Source organism: Ornithinimicrobium sufpigmenti, assembly GCF_004322775.1.
GTDB classification, from domain to species: Bacteria; Actinomycetota; Actinomycetes; order Actinomycetales; family Dermatophilaceae; genus Ornithinicoccus; species Ornithinicoccus sufpigmenti.
This window is the reverse complement of record NZ_CP036403.1, coordinates 312,663-329,941: the sequence shown is the minus strand read 5'-3', so window position 1 is coordinate 329,941 and position 17,279 is coordinate 312,663. Positions and strand designations below refer to the sequence as shown.

The following is a 17,279-nucleotide window of genomic DNA, read 5'->3' as shown; positions in this document are numbered from 1 at the left end:
CCCACCGACCCTAACCGCCGGGCCTGACAGTCAGGTATGCCGATCCACAGTCCGTCCGGGCGACGGCGCTGACCCAGCCGGCCCGTCGACAGCTCTGGCCAGGACCCCTGCCGCCGACCCTGCCGACCGGTCACGGCAGACGCAGGATGGCGGTGCGGTGCGCCGCGCGGGTCAGCACGACATACAGCGCCCGGACACCGCCGGGGGACTCGGCGACGATCGCGTCGGGGTCCACGACGACGGTCGCGTCGTACTCCAGGCCCTTGGTCGACAGCGGGTCGATGAGCAGAAGACGCGAGTCCTCGCCCCGGCCATGGCCGTCGACGACCGGACCCAGCCGCTCGTGCCAGGACCAGGGCGCGATGACGGCGACCTGGCCGTCCACCTCGTCCATCAGGCTGCGCACCTGCTCGGTGACCGCGTCCGTCATCGCGTCGGCCGGGACCGTGATCTCGGCGGGCTCGACGCCCGTGTCGCGGACGGCTGCGGGGATGTCGGCGTCCGGCACGTGCTCCCGGATCATCCGGGCCGCCAGCTCGAAGATCTCCCGCGCGTTGCGGTAGTTGGTGTCCATGTGGAAGGCCTGCCGGGGCAGCGTGCCGAACGCCTCCTCGCGGGCCCGCGCGGCCTCGTCCAGGTCGTCCCACGACGCCTGGGCCAGGTCGCCGACCACGGTCCAGGAGGCCCACCGGCCGCGACGGCCGAGCATCCGCCACTGCATGGGCGAGAGGTCCTGCGCCTCGTCCACCAGGACGTGGGCGTACTCCTCGGGCTCGCCGATCCGGCCGGCCAGCAGCCGCTCCCGCGGATCCTGCGAGAGCCGTTGCGCCGCCGAGGCGTGGGTGAGCCCGGCGTGGTCACCGGCCACGCGCGCGCCGTCGCGGTCACCCAGCTGGATGGCCGCGACGCCGTACTGCGAGGCGTCGTCCAGCTCCTCGATCTCGTAGAAACCCCGCTCCTCGCTGGGCAGGTCCACCATCGGTCCCAGCCGGGCCTGCAGGTCGTCGACGAGCGCGACGTCCGCCACGCTCCACGCGCCGGTGCGCAGCGTCTCCTGGTAGGAGCCGGCGATCAGCCCGGCCTCCCGCGGGGCAACCCCGAGCCGCCGGACGGCCTGCTCGTCCGCGAGCCACAGGAGCACCTCGCGCGGGTCCAGCGGACGCCACCACTGCCGCATGAACGCCTCGACGTCGCCGGAGTCGGTGAACCGGCCGATGAACTCCTCGCGCTCCCCCTGCGGGACCTGCTCCCAGGCGATGCGGGCAAGGGTGTCGACGGCCGCGTCGTAGGAGGAGTTGCGATGGTGATGGCGCAGCACCTGACGCCGGGCACGGTCGAGGTGGGACTGCTCCAGCCGGATCGCGTGGCCGGCGACGAAGGTGCGCAGCAGGGTCGGCGCGTCGGGGATGGGCTCGCGGGCCAGCCGCGAGAGCAGCTGCCGGATGCGCAGGCTGCCCTTGACTGCGGCGACGTCGGGCGGGTCCAGGCGGGTGGCGTCGACCCCCGCGACCACGTCACCGATCGAGCGCAGCACGACCGAGTCCTCACCCAGGGAGGGCAGGACCCGCTCGATGTAGGCGGTGTAGGCCGACGAGGGACCGACGACGAGGACCCCGCCGCCCTCGAAGCGCCGGCGGTCCGAGTAGAGCAGGTATGCCGCCCGGTGCAGGGCCACGACCGTCTTGCCCGTGCCCGGTCCCCCGGTGATCTCGGTGACGCCGCGGGCAGGGGCGCGGATCGCCTCGTCCTGGTGCTGCTGGATGGTGGCCACGATGTCGCGCATCCGGGCCCCGCGGGTCCGGGTGAGGGCGGCCATGAGAGCACCGTCGCCGACCACCACGACGTCGTCCGGGGCCTCGGCGACCATGAGGTCGTCCTCGACCCCCACCACCTGCTCCCCGCGGCAGCGCAGCACCCGCCGACGGATCACGCCCTGGGGGTCCACGGGGGTGGCGCGGTAGAAGGGCGCGGCCGCAGGCGCCCGCCAGTCCACGACGAGCGGCTCGTAGTCGTCGTCCCGCACCCCGAGGCGCCCGACGTAGCGCACCTCCCGGGTCTGCCCCTGCTCGTCCGGGACGTCGTGCTCCAGGTCGAGCCGGCCGAAGACCAGTCCTTCGTGCTGCTGCTCCAGGCTGGCCCGGCGCTTGCCGGCGGAGTAGACCAGCGCATCCCGCTCGAAGAGCCCGGCGAGCTCCTCCTCACGCGGGTCCCCGGTCCCCCGGCGGTCGGTCTGGCCCCTGGCCATCCCCTCCGCGTGGATCAGCTCCACGCGCTGCGCCGCCTTGGCCAGCTCGGCATACACCTTGTCCACGTGCGCCTGCTCGGCCGCGATCTCGGCGGCGACGACGTCGCCCTGGGTCGCGGTCATCAACCACCTTCCGTCACGGGCCCCGGCACGGTCCGGCACCCTGCAAAGAGCCTTGCCAGAGCTCTGCCAGAGGCCTCCCAAGACATCGTCAAGGGATCCGGCAGAGACACGGCAAAGACCTCACTCTACCGCGCGGGCCGGGCTCAGACCCAGCCTCGGCGCACCGCCTGGACACCGGCCTGGAAGCGGGTGGCCGCGCCCAGGTGGTCCATGAGGTAGCGGATCCGCCGCTCGACGGTGCGTACGGAGGCGCCGATCTGGCGGGCGATGACCTTGTCCGAGGCGCCGATGGACAGCAGGGCCAGCACCTTCGTGTCCCGGTCGTCCAGCGGCGCCACCGGCCCCTCACCCCTGGCGTCGAGGGCCCTGCTGGTGAGGCCGAACGGGGTGGACAGGGCCCAGATCGCCTCGAACAGCCGGGTGACCGCCTGCCGGGCGGGTTCCCGGCGCAGGGCCAGCGAGCCGTACCCGTCGGGGTCGTGGGCGCTGATGTCCACCAGCACCGACTCGTCGTCACAGACCAGGACCCCGAACGGGACGCCGTTGCCGACGCGTGCGGCATACCCGTGGGCGTCCGCCCGCTCCAGACGGTCCAGCGCCCAGGGCTCGGCCAGGACGGAGGTGTCGAGCACCAGGCGCACGTCCACGCCTTCCGCGAGCGCCAGCAGCCTCTCGTCGTCGGCAGCCCTCTCCAGCAGCTCGCGGGTCACCACCGAGGCGTCGAGAGCCCACCACAGCCGCCTCCGGGCCGAGCGGTGCATCTCCACGATCCGCTCGATCACCTCCGGGACGCTGCTGAGCACGTCGAGGTCGGGCAGCGTGGCCAGCGCCTCCCGACCGACGGCGCGCCGCCACTGGTTGTCGAGCTCGTAGACCGAGGCCCGGGCCAGCGCTGTCCGCTGCTCCATGACCTCCAGGTACTGCGGGAAGGACTCCCGCGGCGGGACCACGCCCCAGGTGTCCTCCTCCTCGGTGTGCTCCAGGAACCCTCGCGCCAGCAGCTCGGCGGTGCCCAGGTCGATCTCGGCGTCGGAGTAGCCGCGCTCGCGCAGGCTGCGGCGGTCCGCCGTGCCGAGCCGGATGCAGGTCACGCACATCCGGTAGACGAAGTCGTCGAACGCGATGCCGTGCAGGCCGGTCTCCCCCCGCGGGTCGTCAGTCATGGCGCCATCCTGGCGGATCCCCGTCATTGTCGCTATTCCGCCCCTCCTGGAGGTGACAAGCCCGTCGACGGTGTGCCATGGTGAACGAGCCGGTTCGCCGGAGCAGGGAACGTGCGAGTCATCCGGGATATGCCCCCATCTTGTCCCGTGACGACCCTGCCCTGCTGTGCAAGGTCCTCCTGGGAGATCACCCCCCCTGCCTCCCAGGAGGACCTTCACCATGTCAGCGGCGCCGGCGTCCGGCACCACCTCTCAACGGGCCGAGGTCCGCCGTGCCCGCCGCGGCTGGGTAGGCTCGGTGCCGTGAAGGTCCTCCTCCTCGGCTCGGGGGCGCGGGAGCACGCCCTGGCCCGGTCCCTCGCCAGCGATCCCGCGGTGAGCGCGGTGGTGGCGCTGCCCGGCAACCCGGGCATCGCGTCCCTGGCCCGGTGCGTGCCGGGAGATCCCGCCGACCCCGAGCTGGTGCTGGAGGTCGCGACCTCCGAGCAGGTGGACCTGGTCGTGGTCGGTCCCGAGGCGCCCCTGGTGGCCGGGGTCGCGGACACCGTGCGGGCCGCGGGGATCCCCTGCTTCGGCCCGTCTGCGGAGGCGGCACGGCTGGAGGGGAGCAAGGCCTTCGCCAAGGAGGTGATGACCGCGGCCGGGGTGCCGACCGCGGCCGCGCACGTGTGCACCACCCTCGATGCCGTCGAGGAAGCCTTGGCCGCCACGGGGTCCCCCTTCGTGGTCAAGGAGGACGGCCTGGCCGCGGGCAAGGGGGTCGTGGTGTGCGCCAGCCGGGACGAGGCCCTGGCCCACGCCGCCGCCTGCCTGGGGCGGGAGGACGGCCGGGTCGTCGTGGAGGACTTCCTGGACGGCCCTGAGGTCTCCCTGTTCTGCCTCGCCGACGGGCGCACGGTGGTCCCCCTGGAGCCGGTGCAGGACTTCAAGCGGGCCGGCGACGGGGACACCGGGCCGAACACCGGCGGGATGGGTGCCTACACGCCCCTGCCGTGGGCGCCGGAGGGCCTGGTCGACCAGGTGGTCCGCACGGTCGCCGAGCCGACGGTGCGGGAGATGGCGGCCCGGGGTATGCCGTTCATCGGGCTGCTCTACATCGGGCTGGCCATGACGCCGGCCGGGCCCCGGGTGATCGAGTACAACGCCCGGTTCGGCGACCCGGAGACCCAGTCCGTGCTCGCCCGGCTGCGCACCCCCCTGGCCGGCGTGCTGCTCGCGGCCGCGCGGGGTCGCCTGCACGAGCTGCCACCGCTGGAGTGGTCGCCCGAGAGCAGCGTCACGGTCGTGGTCGCCGCCGAGGGGTACCCGGCCGGCCCCCTCACCGGCGACCCGGTCAAGGGCATCGACGAGGCCGAGTCCGTGGAGGGTGTGCACGTGCTGCAGGCCGGCACGCGTATCGACGAGGCGAGCGGGCAGCTCGTCTCGGCCGGCGGGCGGGTGCTGTCCGTCGTGGCGCTGGGCGAGGACCTCGCCGAGGCACGGGAGCGCGCCTACGCCGGCGTCGCGCGGGTCTCGCTGCGCGGCTCCCACCACCGCCGCGACATCGCCGACCGCGCCGCCGCAGGGCAGATCGAGGTGCCGAGCCTGGCCGAGGTCCTGGCCGCGGTCACCGACGCCGAGGAGCCGACGCGATCCCCCAGCCAGGAGCCGTGATGGACGCCCCCGCGCACGCCCCGCAGATCCCGGGGCACGAGCTGCTCTACTCCGGCAAGGTTCGAGGGCTCTACGCGCCGCTCGACGCCGAGACCGGGGAGCGCGACCAGACCCGCCTGCTCCTGGTGGCCTCCGACCGGATCAGCGCCTACGACCACGTCCTCAACACCCCGATCCCGGACAAGGGCACGGTCCTGACCCAGCTGTCGCAGTGGTGGTTCGAACAGCTGTCCGGCGTCATCGACGCCCCGCACCACGTCCTCTCGGCCGACGTCCCGGTCGAGGTCGCTGGCCGCGGGCTCTACGTCCGGCGCCTGCGCATGCTGCCCGTCGAGTGCGTCGCCCGCGCCTTCCTCACCGGCGGCGGGCTCGCCGAGTACCGCGCGGAGGGCAGCGTCTCCGGCGTGGCCCTGCCGGAGGGCCTGGTGGACGGCTCACGCCTGCCGGAGCCGGTGTTCACCCCCAGCACCAAGGCACCGGCCGGCGAGCACGACGAGCCGATCAGCTACGCCCGGGTCGAGTCGCTGGTGGGTTCCCGTCTGGCTGCCCGGGTCCGGGACCTGACCGTACGGATCCTGGTGCACGGCAACGAGATCGCCGCCGAGCGCGGGATCCTCATCGCTGACACGAAGGTCGAGTTCGGCGTGGATCCCGTTCAGCTGGGCACCGCGCTGGGGATCACTTCCGAGCGGGCCATGGCCGATGACATCGACTGGGCCGCAGTCGATCCGGAGGTGGTTCCCGTGGTCCTCGCCGACGAGGTGCTCACCCCGGACTCCTCCCGCTTCTGGCGGGCGGACGCGTGGCAGCCTGGGCGGCCCCAGACCTCCTACGACAAGCAGGTGCTGCGCGACTGGCTCACCTCTCCCGCCAGCGGTTGGGACCGTGCCTCCGACACCCCGCCTCCGGCCCTGCCCGACGACGTGGTCACCCTGACCCGGGCCCGCTACGTCGAGGCCTTCGAGACGCTCACCGGACTCACCTTCCGGGCCCCTGCTCCCTCCATCGACCCCGACCATCCCGACCGGCCGCCCGCCGACCGCTGAGGAGTCCCCTGTGGCTGCGCACACCTACCACCTCACGGCCGTCCGGGGCGGCAGCGCCCTGTCCGACTTCCGCGCCGTCGCCCTGCTGCGCCGGCTGCAGGCCGCCTCCCCCAGGGTCCGGGGGGTCCGGGCGCAGTACGTGCACTGGGTGGCGACCCTCGAGCCGCCGGTCCCGCAGACGGCCCGGGACGTCACCGCCCTGCTCACCTACGGCGAGCCGTTCGTCGCGGACGAGGCGTCGACCGACCCTGCCGCCGGCGGGGACGCGGTCTCGGAGCTCCTGGTCGTCGTCGGCCCCCGGCTGGGCACCATCTCCCCGTGGGCCAGCAAGGCCACCGACATCGTGCACAACTGCGGGATCGACATCCACCGCGTCGAGCGGGTCGTCGAGTACACGCTCGCCCTCGACGGTGACGGCAGCCTCGAGCAGCTGGGCGACGACGAGCTCGCCGCGCTCCTGGGCCCCCTGCACGACCGGATGACCGAGTCGGTGCTGGCCTCGGGCCAGGCCCCGCACGAGCTCTTCGACGAGCGGGCCGCGGCGGCGATGGAGCACGTGGACGTCCTCGGGCGCGGGCGGGACGCGGTCCTGGCGGCGGACGCGGCCTGGGGGCTGGCCCTGTCGCCCGACGAGGTCGACTACCTCGTCGACGCCTTCACCCGGCTCGACCGCAACCCGACCGACGTCGAGCTGACGATGTTCGCCCAGGCCAACTCCGAGCACTGCCGGCACAAGATCTTCAACGCCGACTTCGTCATCGACGGCGAGCCCCAGCCCCGCAGCCTGTTCGGGATGATCCGCCACACCGAGCAGGTCTCGCCGCAGGGCACGGTGGTGGCCTACAAGGACAACGCCTCCGTGATGGAGGGTGGACGGGTCGTCCGGTGGCTGCCGGAGAACGGCACCAGCCCGGACGGCACCAGCGCGGGCACGGCATTCCCGCGCAGCGGCCCCACCCGCTACGCGCCGCACGAGGACGACGTGCACGTGCTGATGAAGGTGGAGACCCACAACCACCCGACCGCGATCTCCCCCTTCCCCGGCGCGGCGACCGGCGCGGGGGGCGAGATCCGGGACGAGGGCGCGACCGGGCGCGGCAGCGCCCCCAAGGCGGGGCTCACCGGCTTCGCGGTCTCCCACCTGCACCTGCCCGGCACCGACGAGCCGTGGGAGTCGAAGGAGTCGATGGAGTCGGGGACCACCGACGGCCCCAGCCACCTGGCCAGCCCGCTGGAGATCATGACCGACGGCCCGCTCGGCGCCGCCGCGTTCAACAACGAGTTCGGCCGGCCGGGGCTCGGTGGCTTCTTCCGGGTCTACGAGCAGACCGTCGACGGCGTGCACCGGGGCTACCACAAGCCGATCATGAGCGCCGGCGGCCTCGGCTCGATCAGCGCCTCGATGACCGAGAAGGTCCGGTTCCCGGCCGGCACCCTGCTGATCCAGATCGGCGGGCCCGGAATGCGGATCGGCATGGGCGGGGGCGCCGCCAGCTCGATGGCGGCCGGGGCCAACACCGCCGAGCTCGACTTCGACTCGGTGCAGCGCGGCAACCCCGAGATGCAGCGCCGCGCGCAGGAGGTCATCAACCACTGCTGGGCGCTGGGGGCCGACAACCCCGTGCTGGCGATCCACGACGTGGGCGCCGGAGGGCTGTCCAACGCCTTCCCCGAGCTGGTCGACGACGCCGGGCTGGGCGCGCGGTTCGAGCTGGGCAGCGTCCCGCTGGAGGAGTCCGGCCTGTCCCCCAAGGAGATCTGGAGCAACGAGAGCCAGGAGCGCTACGTGCTGGCGATCGCCCCGGAGTCGCTGGACGGCTTCGCCCGGATCTGCGCCCGGGAGCGGTGCGGGTATGCCGTGGTGGGGGTCGCGCAGGACGACGGCCAGCTGGTGCTCACCGGTCCGGACGACGACGGCGGGGCTGGTCCGCTGGCCGTGGACATGCCGATGGAGGTGCTGCTCGGCAAGGCACCTCGGATGACCCGGGACGTGCACCGGGTCGAGCGCTCCACCGACGAGCTGGACCTGTCGGGCGTGACCGGGAGCGCGGTGCGCGACACGGCCTACGCCGTCCTGCGCCATCCCAGCGTGGCGTCCAAGCGCTTCCTCATCACCATCGGTGACCGGACGGTCGGCGGGCTCTCGCACCGGGACCAGATGGTCGGCCCGTGGCAGGTGCCGGTCGCCGACGTCGCGGTCACCCTGGCCGACCTGGTGGGGCTGGCCGGCGAGGCGATGGCCACGGGCGAGCGCATGCCGCTGGCCGCGGTGGATGCCCCGGCCTCGGGCCGGATGGCGGTCGGTGAGGCGCTGACCAACCTGCTCGCGGCACCGGTGCCCGCGCTGTCACGGGTCAAGCTGTCCTGCAACTGGATGGCCGCCTGCGGCGAGCCCGGCGAGGACGCCGCGCTCTACGACACCGTGCACGCCGTCGCGATGGAGCTGTGCCCCGCGCTGGGCATCTCGGTGCCGGTCGGCAAGGACTCGCTGTCGATGCAGGCCACCTGGACCGACGCGGGCGAGGACGGGGAGGACGTCCTCCACAAGGTGGTCTCCCCCGTCTCGCTCGTCGTCTCGGCCTTCGCGGCGCTCCCCGACGTGCGCGGGACGTGGACCCCGCAGCTGCACGCCGGCTCCGAGCTGCTGCTCGTCGACCTCGGCGGCGGCCGCAACCGGCTCGGCGGCTCGATGCTGGCCCAGGTGCTCGGCGAGTTCGGCGGTCCGGTGCCCGACCTGGACGACCCGCAGCGGTTGACCCGGTTGGCCGAGGCGCTCACCGAGCTGCGTGAGAAGGCCCTGGTCACGGCCTATCACGACCGCTCCGACGGCGGTCTGTGGGCGACGCTGTGCGAGATGGCCTTCGCCGGTGCCGTCGGCCTCGACGTGGTGGTGCCCACCTCCGGTGCGCCGGACCCGACCAGCGTGGACCTGCACGACGAGGGCCTGGCGGCCCTGTTCGCCGAGGAGCTGGGCGTCCTGCTGGAGGTGCCCGCCGACCGGCTGCGGGAGGCGGGCGAGGTCCTCGAGGCCCATGGGCTGACTCCCTTCATGCACCACCTCGGCCGGTCGACCTCCGACCGCCGGGTCCGCGTGCGAGCAGGGGCCGTCCGCCTCGACGAGCCGCTGCGGGAGCTGGCGCAGGCCTGGGACGAGGTGTCCTGGCGGATCGCCGCCCTGCGGGACAACCCGGAGTGCGCCGACGAGGAGCACACAGCCTTTGGCGCCGACGACGACCCGGGGCTCCGGGTGAAGCCCACCTTCGACCCCGCCGAGGACGTCGCCGCGCCCTACCTCAACCTCGGTGCGCGCCCCCGGGTGGCGATCCTGCGCGAGCAGGGGGTCAACTCTCACGTGGAGACGGCTTTCGCCTTCGACCGCGCCGGCTTCGAGACGTATGACGTGCACATGACCGACCTGCAGGCCGGCCGGTTCGACCTGGCGGACCCGTCCCTCAAGGGCCTGGTGGCCTGCGGCGGCTTCTCCTACGGCGACACGCTGGGCGCGGGAGAGGGCTGGGCCCGGTCGGTGCTCTTCAACCCGCGGCTCACCGAGTCCTTCGCCGGCTTCTTCGCCCGTCCGGACACTTTTGCGCTGGGCATCTGCAACGGGTGCCAGATGTTCGCCGCGCTGGCCGGGCTGATCCCGGGCGCGCAGGCCTGGCCCCGGTTCGTCCGCAACCGCAGCGAGCAGTACGAGGCCCGACTGTCGCAGGTGGAGGTGCTCGACTCGCCCTCGATCCTCTTCTCGGGCATGGCCGGCTCGCACCTCCCGATCGCGGTCGCGCACGGTGAGGGGCGGGCCGACTTCTCCGCCCAGGGCGACCCCTCGACGGTGCATGCCGCGATGCGTTACGTGGACGGCCAGAATCGCCCGGCCACGGCGTACCCGGCCAACCCGAACGGCTCGCCGGACGGGCTGACCGCGGTGACCACCCCGGACGGCCGGTTCACCGCGGTCATGCCGCACGCGGAGCGGGTCACCCGCAACGCCCAGCTGTCCTGGACCGCCGGGCCGCTCGAGCAGGACGGCCCCTGGCTGCGGATGTTCCGCAACGCCCGGGTCTGGGTGGACTGACATGGCCCGACGGATCAACCTGCGGGAGTACATCGACCAGCTGCGCCTGGAGGGGTACACCGTCCAGGGCGCGACCGAGGAGGACCCCGTCCTCATCGCGCCGGACGGCAGCGCCGTGGAGACCTGGCGGCAGGGCTACCCCTACGACGAGCTCATGGACGAGGCGGTCTACCAGCAGCAGAAGTACGACCTGCAGGTGGAGCTGCTGAAGTTCCAGTACTGGAGCCAGGACGTGGGCGCCAAGCACGTCATCCTCTTCGAGGGGCGCGACGCCGCCGGCAAGGGCGGGACGATCAAGCGCTTCACCGAGCACCTCAACCCTCGGGCGGCCCGCGTGGTGGCGCTGAGCAAGCCGTCCTCCACCGAGAAGGGGCAGTGGTACTTCCAGCGCTACGTGAACCACCTGCCGACCGACGGGGAGATGGTGCTCTTCGACCGCAGCTGGTACAACCGCAGCGGGGTCGAGCGGGTCATGGGCTTCGCCACCGACGAGGAGTACGAGACCTTCATGAAGCAGGCTCCCCGGTTCGAGCAGATGCTGGTCGAGAGCGGCACGACGCTGACCAAGTTCTGGTTCTCGGTGACCCAGGACGAGCAGCGGACCCGGTTCGCGCTGCGCCAGATCGACCCCGTCCGGCAGTGGAAGCTGTCGCCGATGGACCTGGAGAGCCTGGACCGCTGGGAGGACTACACCGCGGCCAAGGAGGCGACCTTCGAGCGCACCGACAAGAAGTCCGCTCCCTGGACCGTGGTGAAGTCCAACGACAAGAAGCGTGGGCGGATCAACGCGATGCGGGCCTTCCTGCACCAGTTCGACTACGAGGGGCGCGACGAGCGGGTCGTGCACGCACCGGACCCGAAGATCGTCTCCCGGGCCAAGCACACCCAGGGCGACTGAGGTCAGGAGCTGGTGCCCACGGCCCTGCGGACCAGCTCCTCGACCTTCTCGGCGTCGGCGGCCGAGAGCTTGGTCAACGCCCAGGACGTGGGCCACATCGACCCCTCGTCGAGCTCGGCCGCCTCGTCGAAGCCGATGGTCGAGTACCGGGCGTCGAACTTCGAGGCGCCCTGGAAGTACACGACGACCTTGCCGTTCTCGTTGGCGTAGGCGGGCATGCCGTACCAGGTCTTGGCGGTCAGCTGAGGTGCCACCCGGGTGACGATCTCGTGCACCTTCCTGGCGATCTTCTGCTCTGCCGCGGGCATCTCCTCGATGGCCGCCAGCAGTGCCTGCTCGAGCTTCTCCTTCTGCTGGCTGGCCTTCAGCTCACGGGCGCGGTCGCGGACCGCCTTCTTCTCGGCCGCGGAGAGGGTCTTCTCCTGCTGTGCCATGGTGCTCCTTGCTCTGGTCAGGCCTGCTGGACGCGGACCGAGTTGCCGGCGGGGTCACGCACGGCGAAGTCCCGTGCGCCCCAGTCCTGGTCCATCGGCTCCTGCATGATGTCGGCCCCGCTGGCCTGGACACGCTCGAAGGCCGCGTCCAGGTCGCTGGTGGTCAGGTTGATGCCGCCGTAGGTGCCCTTGGCCATCATCCCGGCGATGACAGCCTGCTCCTCCTCGGTGATGCCAGGGTCGGCGTTGGGCGGGTGCAGCACGATGGCCGTCCCCGGTTGGGTGGGCGGGCCGACGGTGATCCAGCGCATCTGGCCGGACCCCACGTCGGCCCGCACCTCGAACCCGAGGGCGTCGCGGTAGAAGGCGAGCGAGGCCTCGGGGTCGTCGGTGGGCAGGAAGCTGGAGGCGATGGTGATGTCCATACCCCTCAACCTAGGGACGTGGTGGGCAGCGTCGCTTCTCCATTTCTGACCGGTCTGGTGACGCGCCGCACCACGCAGGGCGGTATGGGGAGCCGCGCCGCCTCGCGCCGGTAGACGCTGGGCGGCATACCGACCAGCTCGGAGAAGCGGGTGCTGAAGGTCCCGAGCGAGGAGAAGCCGACCTCGAAGCAGACCTCGGTGACACTGAGCTCCCCCCGGCGCAGCAGCGTCATCGCCCGCTCGATCCGGCGGGTCATCAGGTAGGAGTACGGCGACTCGCCGTACGCCTCCTTGAACTGCCGCGACAGGTGCCCGGCCGACATCCCCACCCCGCGGGCCAGCCCCGGCACGTCCAGCGGCTGGGCGTAGTCGCGGTCGATCCGGTCGCGGACCTGGCGCAGCAGGACCAGGTCGCGCAACCGCTGGTCGGCCGCGCTGCGGGGGCTCACCCTGCCGATGATGCCACCGATGCGAACGTCCGGGGCAAGTCCACCCTGGTGCGCGAACGGTGTGTCACATCCGTGGTCCGGGCGACGGATGCGTCACACCGTTGGTGCACACGGGTGCTGGACAGGTCTAGCGTCCTCCCATGGAGACCACACCGACCGCTGACCGACCCATCTTCCCGGACGGCTACGGCCTTCCGGACACGACCGACGGCCTGCTGCGCTGGGACCAGGTCGAGGCCCGGCTGCGCGAGGCGCAGCACTACTGGCTCGGCAGCGTGCGACCCGACGGGCGGCCGCACGCGGTGCCTCGCTGGGGGGTGTGGCTCGACGGCAGGTTCTGGTACGACGGCGCGCCGACCACCCGGCATACCCGCAACGTCGAGGCCAACCCGGCCGTCACGCTGACCCTCGAGAGCGGCACGGAGGTGGTCATCGTCGAGGGCGAGTCGCACGCCACCTCCGCCGAGCCGGACGGGCTCGGTGTCCGCCTGGCCGAGGCGTTCGGCAAGTATGCGGCCTCGGGCTACTCGCCGGCCGCGGACTCCTGGTCGGGTCCGGACGGCGGCGGCCTGCGGGCCATCGTCCCGCACCGGGTGCTCGCGTGGTTCGACTTCCCCAGCGACTGCACCAGGTTCGTGTTCCCGGGCAGGAGGTGACGGGCCGGCGGGCGCGACCCGGTCGCGTGAGCGACGCGGGCGATCAGCCCAGGCCTCAGGCCCGCTCGAGCATGTCGTGCCGGACGATGACCTCGTCGCGACCGGGGCCGACACCCACGACCGAGATCCGCGCACCCATGAGCTCCTCGAGCCGCTCGACGTAGCGCTGGGCGGCGGCGGGCAGGTCCTCGAAGGTGCGGGCACCGGTGATGTCCTCGGTCCAGCCCTCGAGCTCCTCGTACACCGGGGTGGCGTGGTGGAAGTCGGACTGGTTGACCGGCATGTCGTCGAACCGGCGCCCCTGGACGTCGTAGCCGACGCAGACCGGGATCTTCTCCAGCCCGGTGAGGACGTCCAGCTTGGTCAGCACGAAGTCGGTGACGCCGTTGACCCGTTGCGCGTAGCGGCCGATGACCGCGTCGGCCCAGCCGCACCGGCGGGGACGGCCGGTGGTGGTGCCGTACTCCGCACCCACCTCGCGCAGGCGCTCGCCATACTCGTCGTGCAGCTCGGTGGGGAAGGGGCCCTCGCCGACCCGGGTGGTGTAGGCCTTGACGACGCCGATGACCCGGTCGATCCGGGTCGGCGCCACGCCGGAGCCGGTGCAGGCGCCGCCGGAGGTGGCGTTGGAGGAGGTGACGAAGGGGTAGGTGCCGTGGTCGACGTCCAGGAGGGTGGCCTGGCCGCCCTCGAAGAGGACGTTCGCGCCGTCGTCGAGGGCCTGGTTGAGCTCCAGCGCGGTGTCGCCGACCATGGGGGCGATCCGCTCGGCGTGCTGGAGCAGCTCGGCCATGACCTCGTCGACCTCGATGGCCCGGCGGTTGTAGATCTTCAGCAGCAGCTGGTTCTTCGTGCCGAGCGCGGCCTCCACCTTCTGCCGCAGGATCGACTCGTCGTAGAGGTCCTGGACGCGGATCCCGACCCGGCTCATCTTGTCGGCGTACGTCGGGCCGATCCCGCGTCCGGTCGTCCCGAGCCGTCGCTTGCCGAGGAAGCGCTCGGTCACCTTGTCCAGCACCCGGTTGTAGGGCGGGATGAGGTGCGCGTTGGCGCTGATCCGCAGCTTGGAGATGTCGACCCCGCGGGCCTCCAGCCCGTCCAGCTCCTCGATCAGGACCGCGAGGTCCACGACCACGCCGTTGGCGATGACCGGGACCACGTTGGGCGAGAGGATGCCGGAGGGCAGCAGGTGCAGGGCGTAGGTCTGGTCGCCGATGACGACCGTATGGCCGGCGTTGTTGCCGCCGTTGAACTTGACGACGTAGTCGAGCGCGGAGCCGAGCAGATCGGTCGCCTTGCCCTTGCCCTCGTCACCCCACTGGGCGCCGACCAGGACGATCGCTGGCATGTCCGTGCCTTTCGCTTCGAGTCCGGACTGACCCCTCACTCTATCCGGCGGGTTCAGCCCACCAGGCCACGCCTGGCGACGGCCAGGCCCAGCTGGAAGCGGGTCTCCACGCCGTGCTCGTCCATGAGGTGCGCGACCCGGCGGCGGACGGTCCGCAGCCCCAGACCCATCTGGCGGGCGATCGCCTCGTCCTTGAACCCCATCGAGAGCAGCTCCAGCACCTTCATGTCCACCTGCGAGGCCTCCTTGGTGAGCAAGGGCTCGGCCCGGCGCCACAGGCCCTCGAAGAGGTCGAGGAAGGCGGAGACCACGACGGGGGGACGAAGGACGAGGAAGTCCGCCTCGGGTGCCTGCCCCTCGGCGACCAGGACGCCGGCCCGCCCGAAGACCCCGAACTCGACCCGCAGCGCGTCGTCGGCCAGGTAGCGCTGCTGCTCGCCCACCGCGGCCCGCCGGGCGGCGAAGGCGTGCCACTCGGGGTCGACCAGCACCGACATCGGGAAGATGGTGCGCAGCGTGCGCCCGGACGCCGCGACGTCCTCCCAGTGCCGCCGGATCCGATCCGCCTGCCCAGGCCCCGAGTCGACCTGGACGACAACCTGCACGACCGGCCCTTCGGAGGTCCGGTACAACTGCTCGACCACCGACGGGGCCTCCGAGGCGCCGACCTGCTCCAGCGGGGGAAGTCGGGGACCGGAGAGCTGGAGACCGCGGCGGTAGTCGAACTCGAAGCTCTCCAGCGACTCGCGCAGCGCCAGCAGCTCGCGGCGCCGCTCGTCCAGCAGCGCCTCCTCGGTCGCCAGCAGCCGACCCACGCTCGCGCGAGGGTCGTCGGCGCGGAGCAGTCCGTCCGGCGTACGCCGCACCAGACCCATCTTCTCCAGGCTCCGCACGGCGCGTTCACAGGTGCGCACGGTCCAGCCCAGCTGGTCGGCGTGCACCGCCAGCTCGCTGGGCTCCGTGCGCAGGACGTGGCGGTAGAGCTGCTCGGCCTGGTCGCTCAGACCGGACCGGCGTGCTTGAGCATTCACCTATGGCAGGTTAGGGCCACTGGCACGACGGTGACAACCTCGCGAGGAAAGTCATGGTTACATAGGCATCCGAACCGAGGACGAGACGTCAGGGGACGCGAACGACCTCGGCACGGGGCGCCGACGGCGGCCAGATGCGCATCTGGCCGCCGGCCAGCGCACGGGGATCCCGGAGCCCTCAGCGTCGAGGAGCTCTGGTCCGGGACGTCCGCCCGGGTCAGGACCGGGTCGGGACCCACCGGCGGCCGGCAGTCCTCCTTGTGGTGGCTACAGCCCCAGCTCGCGCGCGCCGGTCGCCGAGGAGGCCCGGAGGAACTCGGTGCACCGCACCGCCTCCTCGGTCTCCCCGATCCGGCCGGCCGCCTTGGCCAGCCCGCCCAGCGCCCGCAGGAACCCCTGGTTGGGCCCGTGCTCCCACGGCACCGGCCCCTGACCGCGCCAGCCCGCCCGACGCAGCTGGTCCAGGCCGCGGTGGTAGCCGGTCCGGGCGTAGGCGTAGGCCGCCACGTCGTCGCCCTCGTGCAGCGCGTCCTCGGCCAGCATCGCCCAGGCCAGGCAGGACGACGGGTATGCCGCAGCCACCGTCCGCGGGTCCCCCTCCTCCAGTGCCCTGGCCGCGGGGTCCTCCGGCAGCTCGGTCGGCGGGATGCCGAGCAGGTCGGCGCCTGGCGTGGCGGTCACCGGTGGGTCCCGGCGGAACGCAGCGCCTCGCAGGCCTCGACGACCCGGGCGGTCATCGAGCTCTCCGCCGCCTTGCCCCAGGTGCGGGGGTCGTACATCTTCTTGTTGCCGACCTCGCCGTCGACCTTCAGCACGCCGTCGTAGTTCTCGAACATGAAGCCGGCGACCGGCCGGGTGAAGGCGTACTGGGTGTCGGTGTCGATGTTCATCTTGACCACCCCGTAGTCGACAGCGTCGGAGATCTCCTGCGCCGAGGAGCCGGAGCCGCCGTGGAAGACCAGGTCGAAGGGGCGGGCGTCGGGCTCGAGACCGAGCTCCTCGATGGCCGCCTCCTGCGCGGCCTTGAGGATCTCCGGGCGCAGCTTGACGTTGCCCGGTTTGTAGACGCCGTGCACGTTGCCGAAGGTCAGCGCCGTCAGGTAGCGGCCCTTCTCCCCCTGGCCGAGCGCCCTGACCGTCGCGATGGCATCCTCGGGGGTGGTGTAGAGCTTCTCGTTGATCTCGTGGGCGACCCCGTCCTCCTCGCCGCCGACGACACCGATCTCGACCTCGAGGATGATGCTGGCCTGCTGGGCCAGCTCCAGCAGCTCCTGCGCGATCTGCAGGTTCTCCTCCAGCGGCACCGCCGAGCCGTCCCACATGTGGGACTGGAAGTAGGGCAGCCCACCCTTCTTCACCCGCTCGATCGAGGCGTCCAGCAGCGGGCGGACGAAGCCGTCCAGCTTGTCCTTCGGGCAGTGGTCCGTGTGCAGGGCGATGTTGACGTCGTAGGCCTTGGCGACCTCCTCGGCGAACGCCGCGAACGCCAGGGAGCCGGTCACCATGCTCTTCACCCCCTGCCCGGAGAAGTACTCCGCACCGCCCGTGCTCACCTGGATGATGCCGTCGGAGCCGGCGTCGGCGAAGCCCTTCAGGGCCGCGTTCAGGGTCTGGCTGCTGGTGACGTTGATGGCCGGGTAGGCGAAGTTCTCCTTCTGCGCCCGGTCGAGCATGTCGGCGTAGACCTCTGGGGTGGCGATAGGCATGGGATCCTCCTCGAGCGGCGGCGGTCG

The 17,279-nt window shown here is 72.2% G+C and carries 14 protein-coding genes; 5 read left to right on the top strand and 9 right to left on the bottom strand.

Annotated elements, in window-relative coordinates; translation table 11 throughout:
- Positions 1–130: 130 nt before the first annotated feature.
- Positions 131–2,368: a HelD family protein gene (locus tag ESZ52_RS01540; RefSeq protein WP_131103388.1), complete on the bottom strand. Its 2,238-nt coding sequence runs from the start codon at positions 2,366–2,368 to the stop codon at positions 131–133.
- A 143-nt stretch (positions 2,369–2,511) separates the two neighbouring features.
- Entirely contained in the window at positions 2,512–3,531 is a 1,020-nt protein-coding gene (locus tag ESZ52_RS01535; RefSeq protein WP_181009789.1) for a LuxR C-terminal-related transcriptional regulator, read from the bottom strand.
- Between the two features lie 303 nt (positions 3,532–3,834).
- On the opposite strand from ESZ52_RS01535, the gene purD reads away from it, so the two are divergent.
- From purD to ppk2, 4 genes are read left to right on the top strand one after another with little or no spacing between them, the layout of a single operon-like run.
- Positions 3,835–5,184, top strand: coding sequence for a phosphoribosylamine--glycine ligase (gene purD / locus ESZ52_RS01530; protein ID WP_131103386.1), 1,350 nt, complete (start codon positions 3,835–3,837; stop codon positions 5,182–5,184).
- Complete coding sequence (locus ESZ52_RS01525; RefSeq protein WP_131103385.1) at positions 5,184–6,230, top strand: phosphoribosylaminoimidazolesuccinocarboxamide synthase; 1,047 nt, start codon at positions 5,184–5,186, stop codon at positions 6,228–6,230. The genes purD and ESZ52_RS01525 overlap by 1 nt, the downstream gene beginning before the upstream one ends.
- Before the next feature lie 10 nt (positions 6,231–6,240).
- On the top strand, positions 6,241–10,305 hold the full coding sequence (gene purL, locus ESZ52_RS01520) for a phosphoribosylformylglycinamidine synthase (protein WP_131103384.1): 4,065 nt from the start codon (positions 6,241–6,243) through the stop codon (positions 10,303–10,305).
- Position 10,306: 1 nt separating this feature from the next.
- Positions 10,307–11,203: a polyphosphate kinase 2 gene (ppk2, locus tag ESZ52_RS01515; protein ID WP_131103383.1), complete on the top strand. Its 897-nt coding sequence runs from the start codon at positions 10,307–10,309 to the stop codon at positions 11,201–11,203.
- 2 nt (positions 11,204–11,205) lie between these two features.
- Here the strand turns inward: ppk2 and ESZ52_RS01510 are convergent, their stop codons facing one another.
- Genes ESZ52_RS01510 through ESZ52_RS01500 form a run of 3 tightly spaced genes read right to left on the bottom strand, consistent with a single transcriptional unit; the run spans position 11,206 to position 12,511 of the window.
- Positions 11,206–11,637 (bottom strand): iron chaperone, encoded by a 432-nt coding sequence (locus ESZ52_RS01510; protein WP_131103382.1) that lies wholly within the window; start codon positions 11,635–11,637, stop codon positions 11,206–11,208.
- Between the two features lie 17 nt (positions 11,638–11,654).
- Entirely contained in the window at positions 11,655–12,062 is a 408-nt protein-coding gene (locus tag ESZ52_RS01505; protein ID WP_131103381.1) for a VOC family protein, read from the bottom strand.
- 5 nt (positions 12,063–12,067) lie between these two features.
- Positions 12,068–12,511 (bottom strand): helix-turn-helix transcriptional regulator, encoded by a 444-nt coding sequence (locus ESZ52_RS01500; protein WP_131103380.1) that lies wholly within the window; start codon positions 12,509–12,511, stop codon positions 12,068–12,070.
- A gap of 140 nt (positions 12,512–12,651) precedes the next feature.
- On the opposite strand from ESZ52_RS01500, the gene ESZ52_RS01495 reads away from it, so the two are divergent.
- Positions 12,652–13,167 carry a pyridoxamine 5'-phosphate oxidase family protein gene (locus tag ESZ52_RS01495; protein WP_131103379.1) on the top strand — a complete coding sequence of 172 codons (516 nt, stop codon included), beginning with the start codon at positions 12,652–12,654 and terminating at the stop codon, positions 13,165–13,167.
- Between the two features lie 55 nt (positions 13,168–13,222).
- Here the strand turns inward: ESZ52_RS01495 and ESZ52_RS01490 are convergent, their stop codons facing one another.
- From ESZ52_RS01490 to fbaA, 4 genes are all read right to left on the bottom strand, one after another.
- Positions 13,223–14,515, bottom strand: coding sequence for an adenylosuccinate synthase (locus ESZ52_RS01490; RefSeq protein WP_131103378.1), 1,293 nt, complete (start codon positions 14,513–14,515; stop codon positions 13,223–13,225).
- Positions 14,516–14,568: 53 nt separating this feature from the next.
- Entirely contained in the window at positions 14,569–15,546 is a 978-nt protein-coding gene (locus ESZ52_RS19055; RefSeq protein WP_181009788.1) for a helix-turn-helix domain-containing protein, read from the bottom strand.
- Positions 15,547–15,813: 267 nt separating this feature from the next.
- On the bottom strand, positions 15,814–16,227 hold the full coding sequence (locus tag ESZ52_RS01480; protein ID WP_131103377.1) for a DUF3151 domain-containing protein: 414 nt from the start codon (positions 16,225–16,227) through the stop codon (positions 15,814–15,816).
- Entirely contained in the window at positions 16,224–17,252 is a 1,029-nt protein-coding gene (gene fbaA / locus ESZ52_RS01475; protein ID WP_131103376.1) for a class II fructose-bisphosphate aldolase, read from the bottom strand. Before fbaA ends, ESZ52_RS01480 begins: the two co-directional genes overlap by 4 nt.
- Positions 17,253–17,279 lie beyond the last annotated feature (27 nt).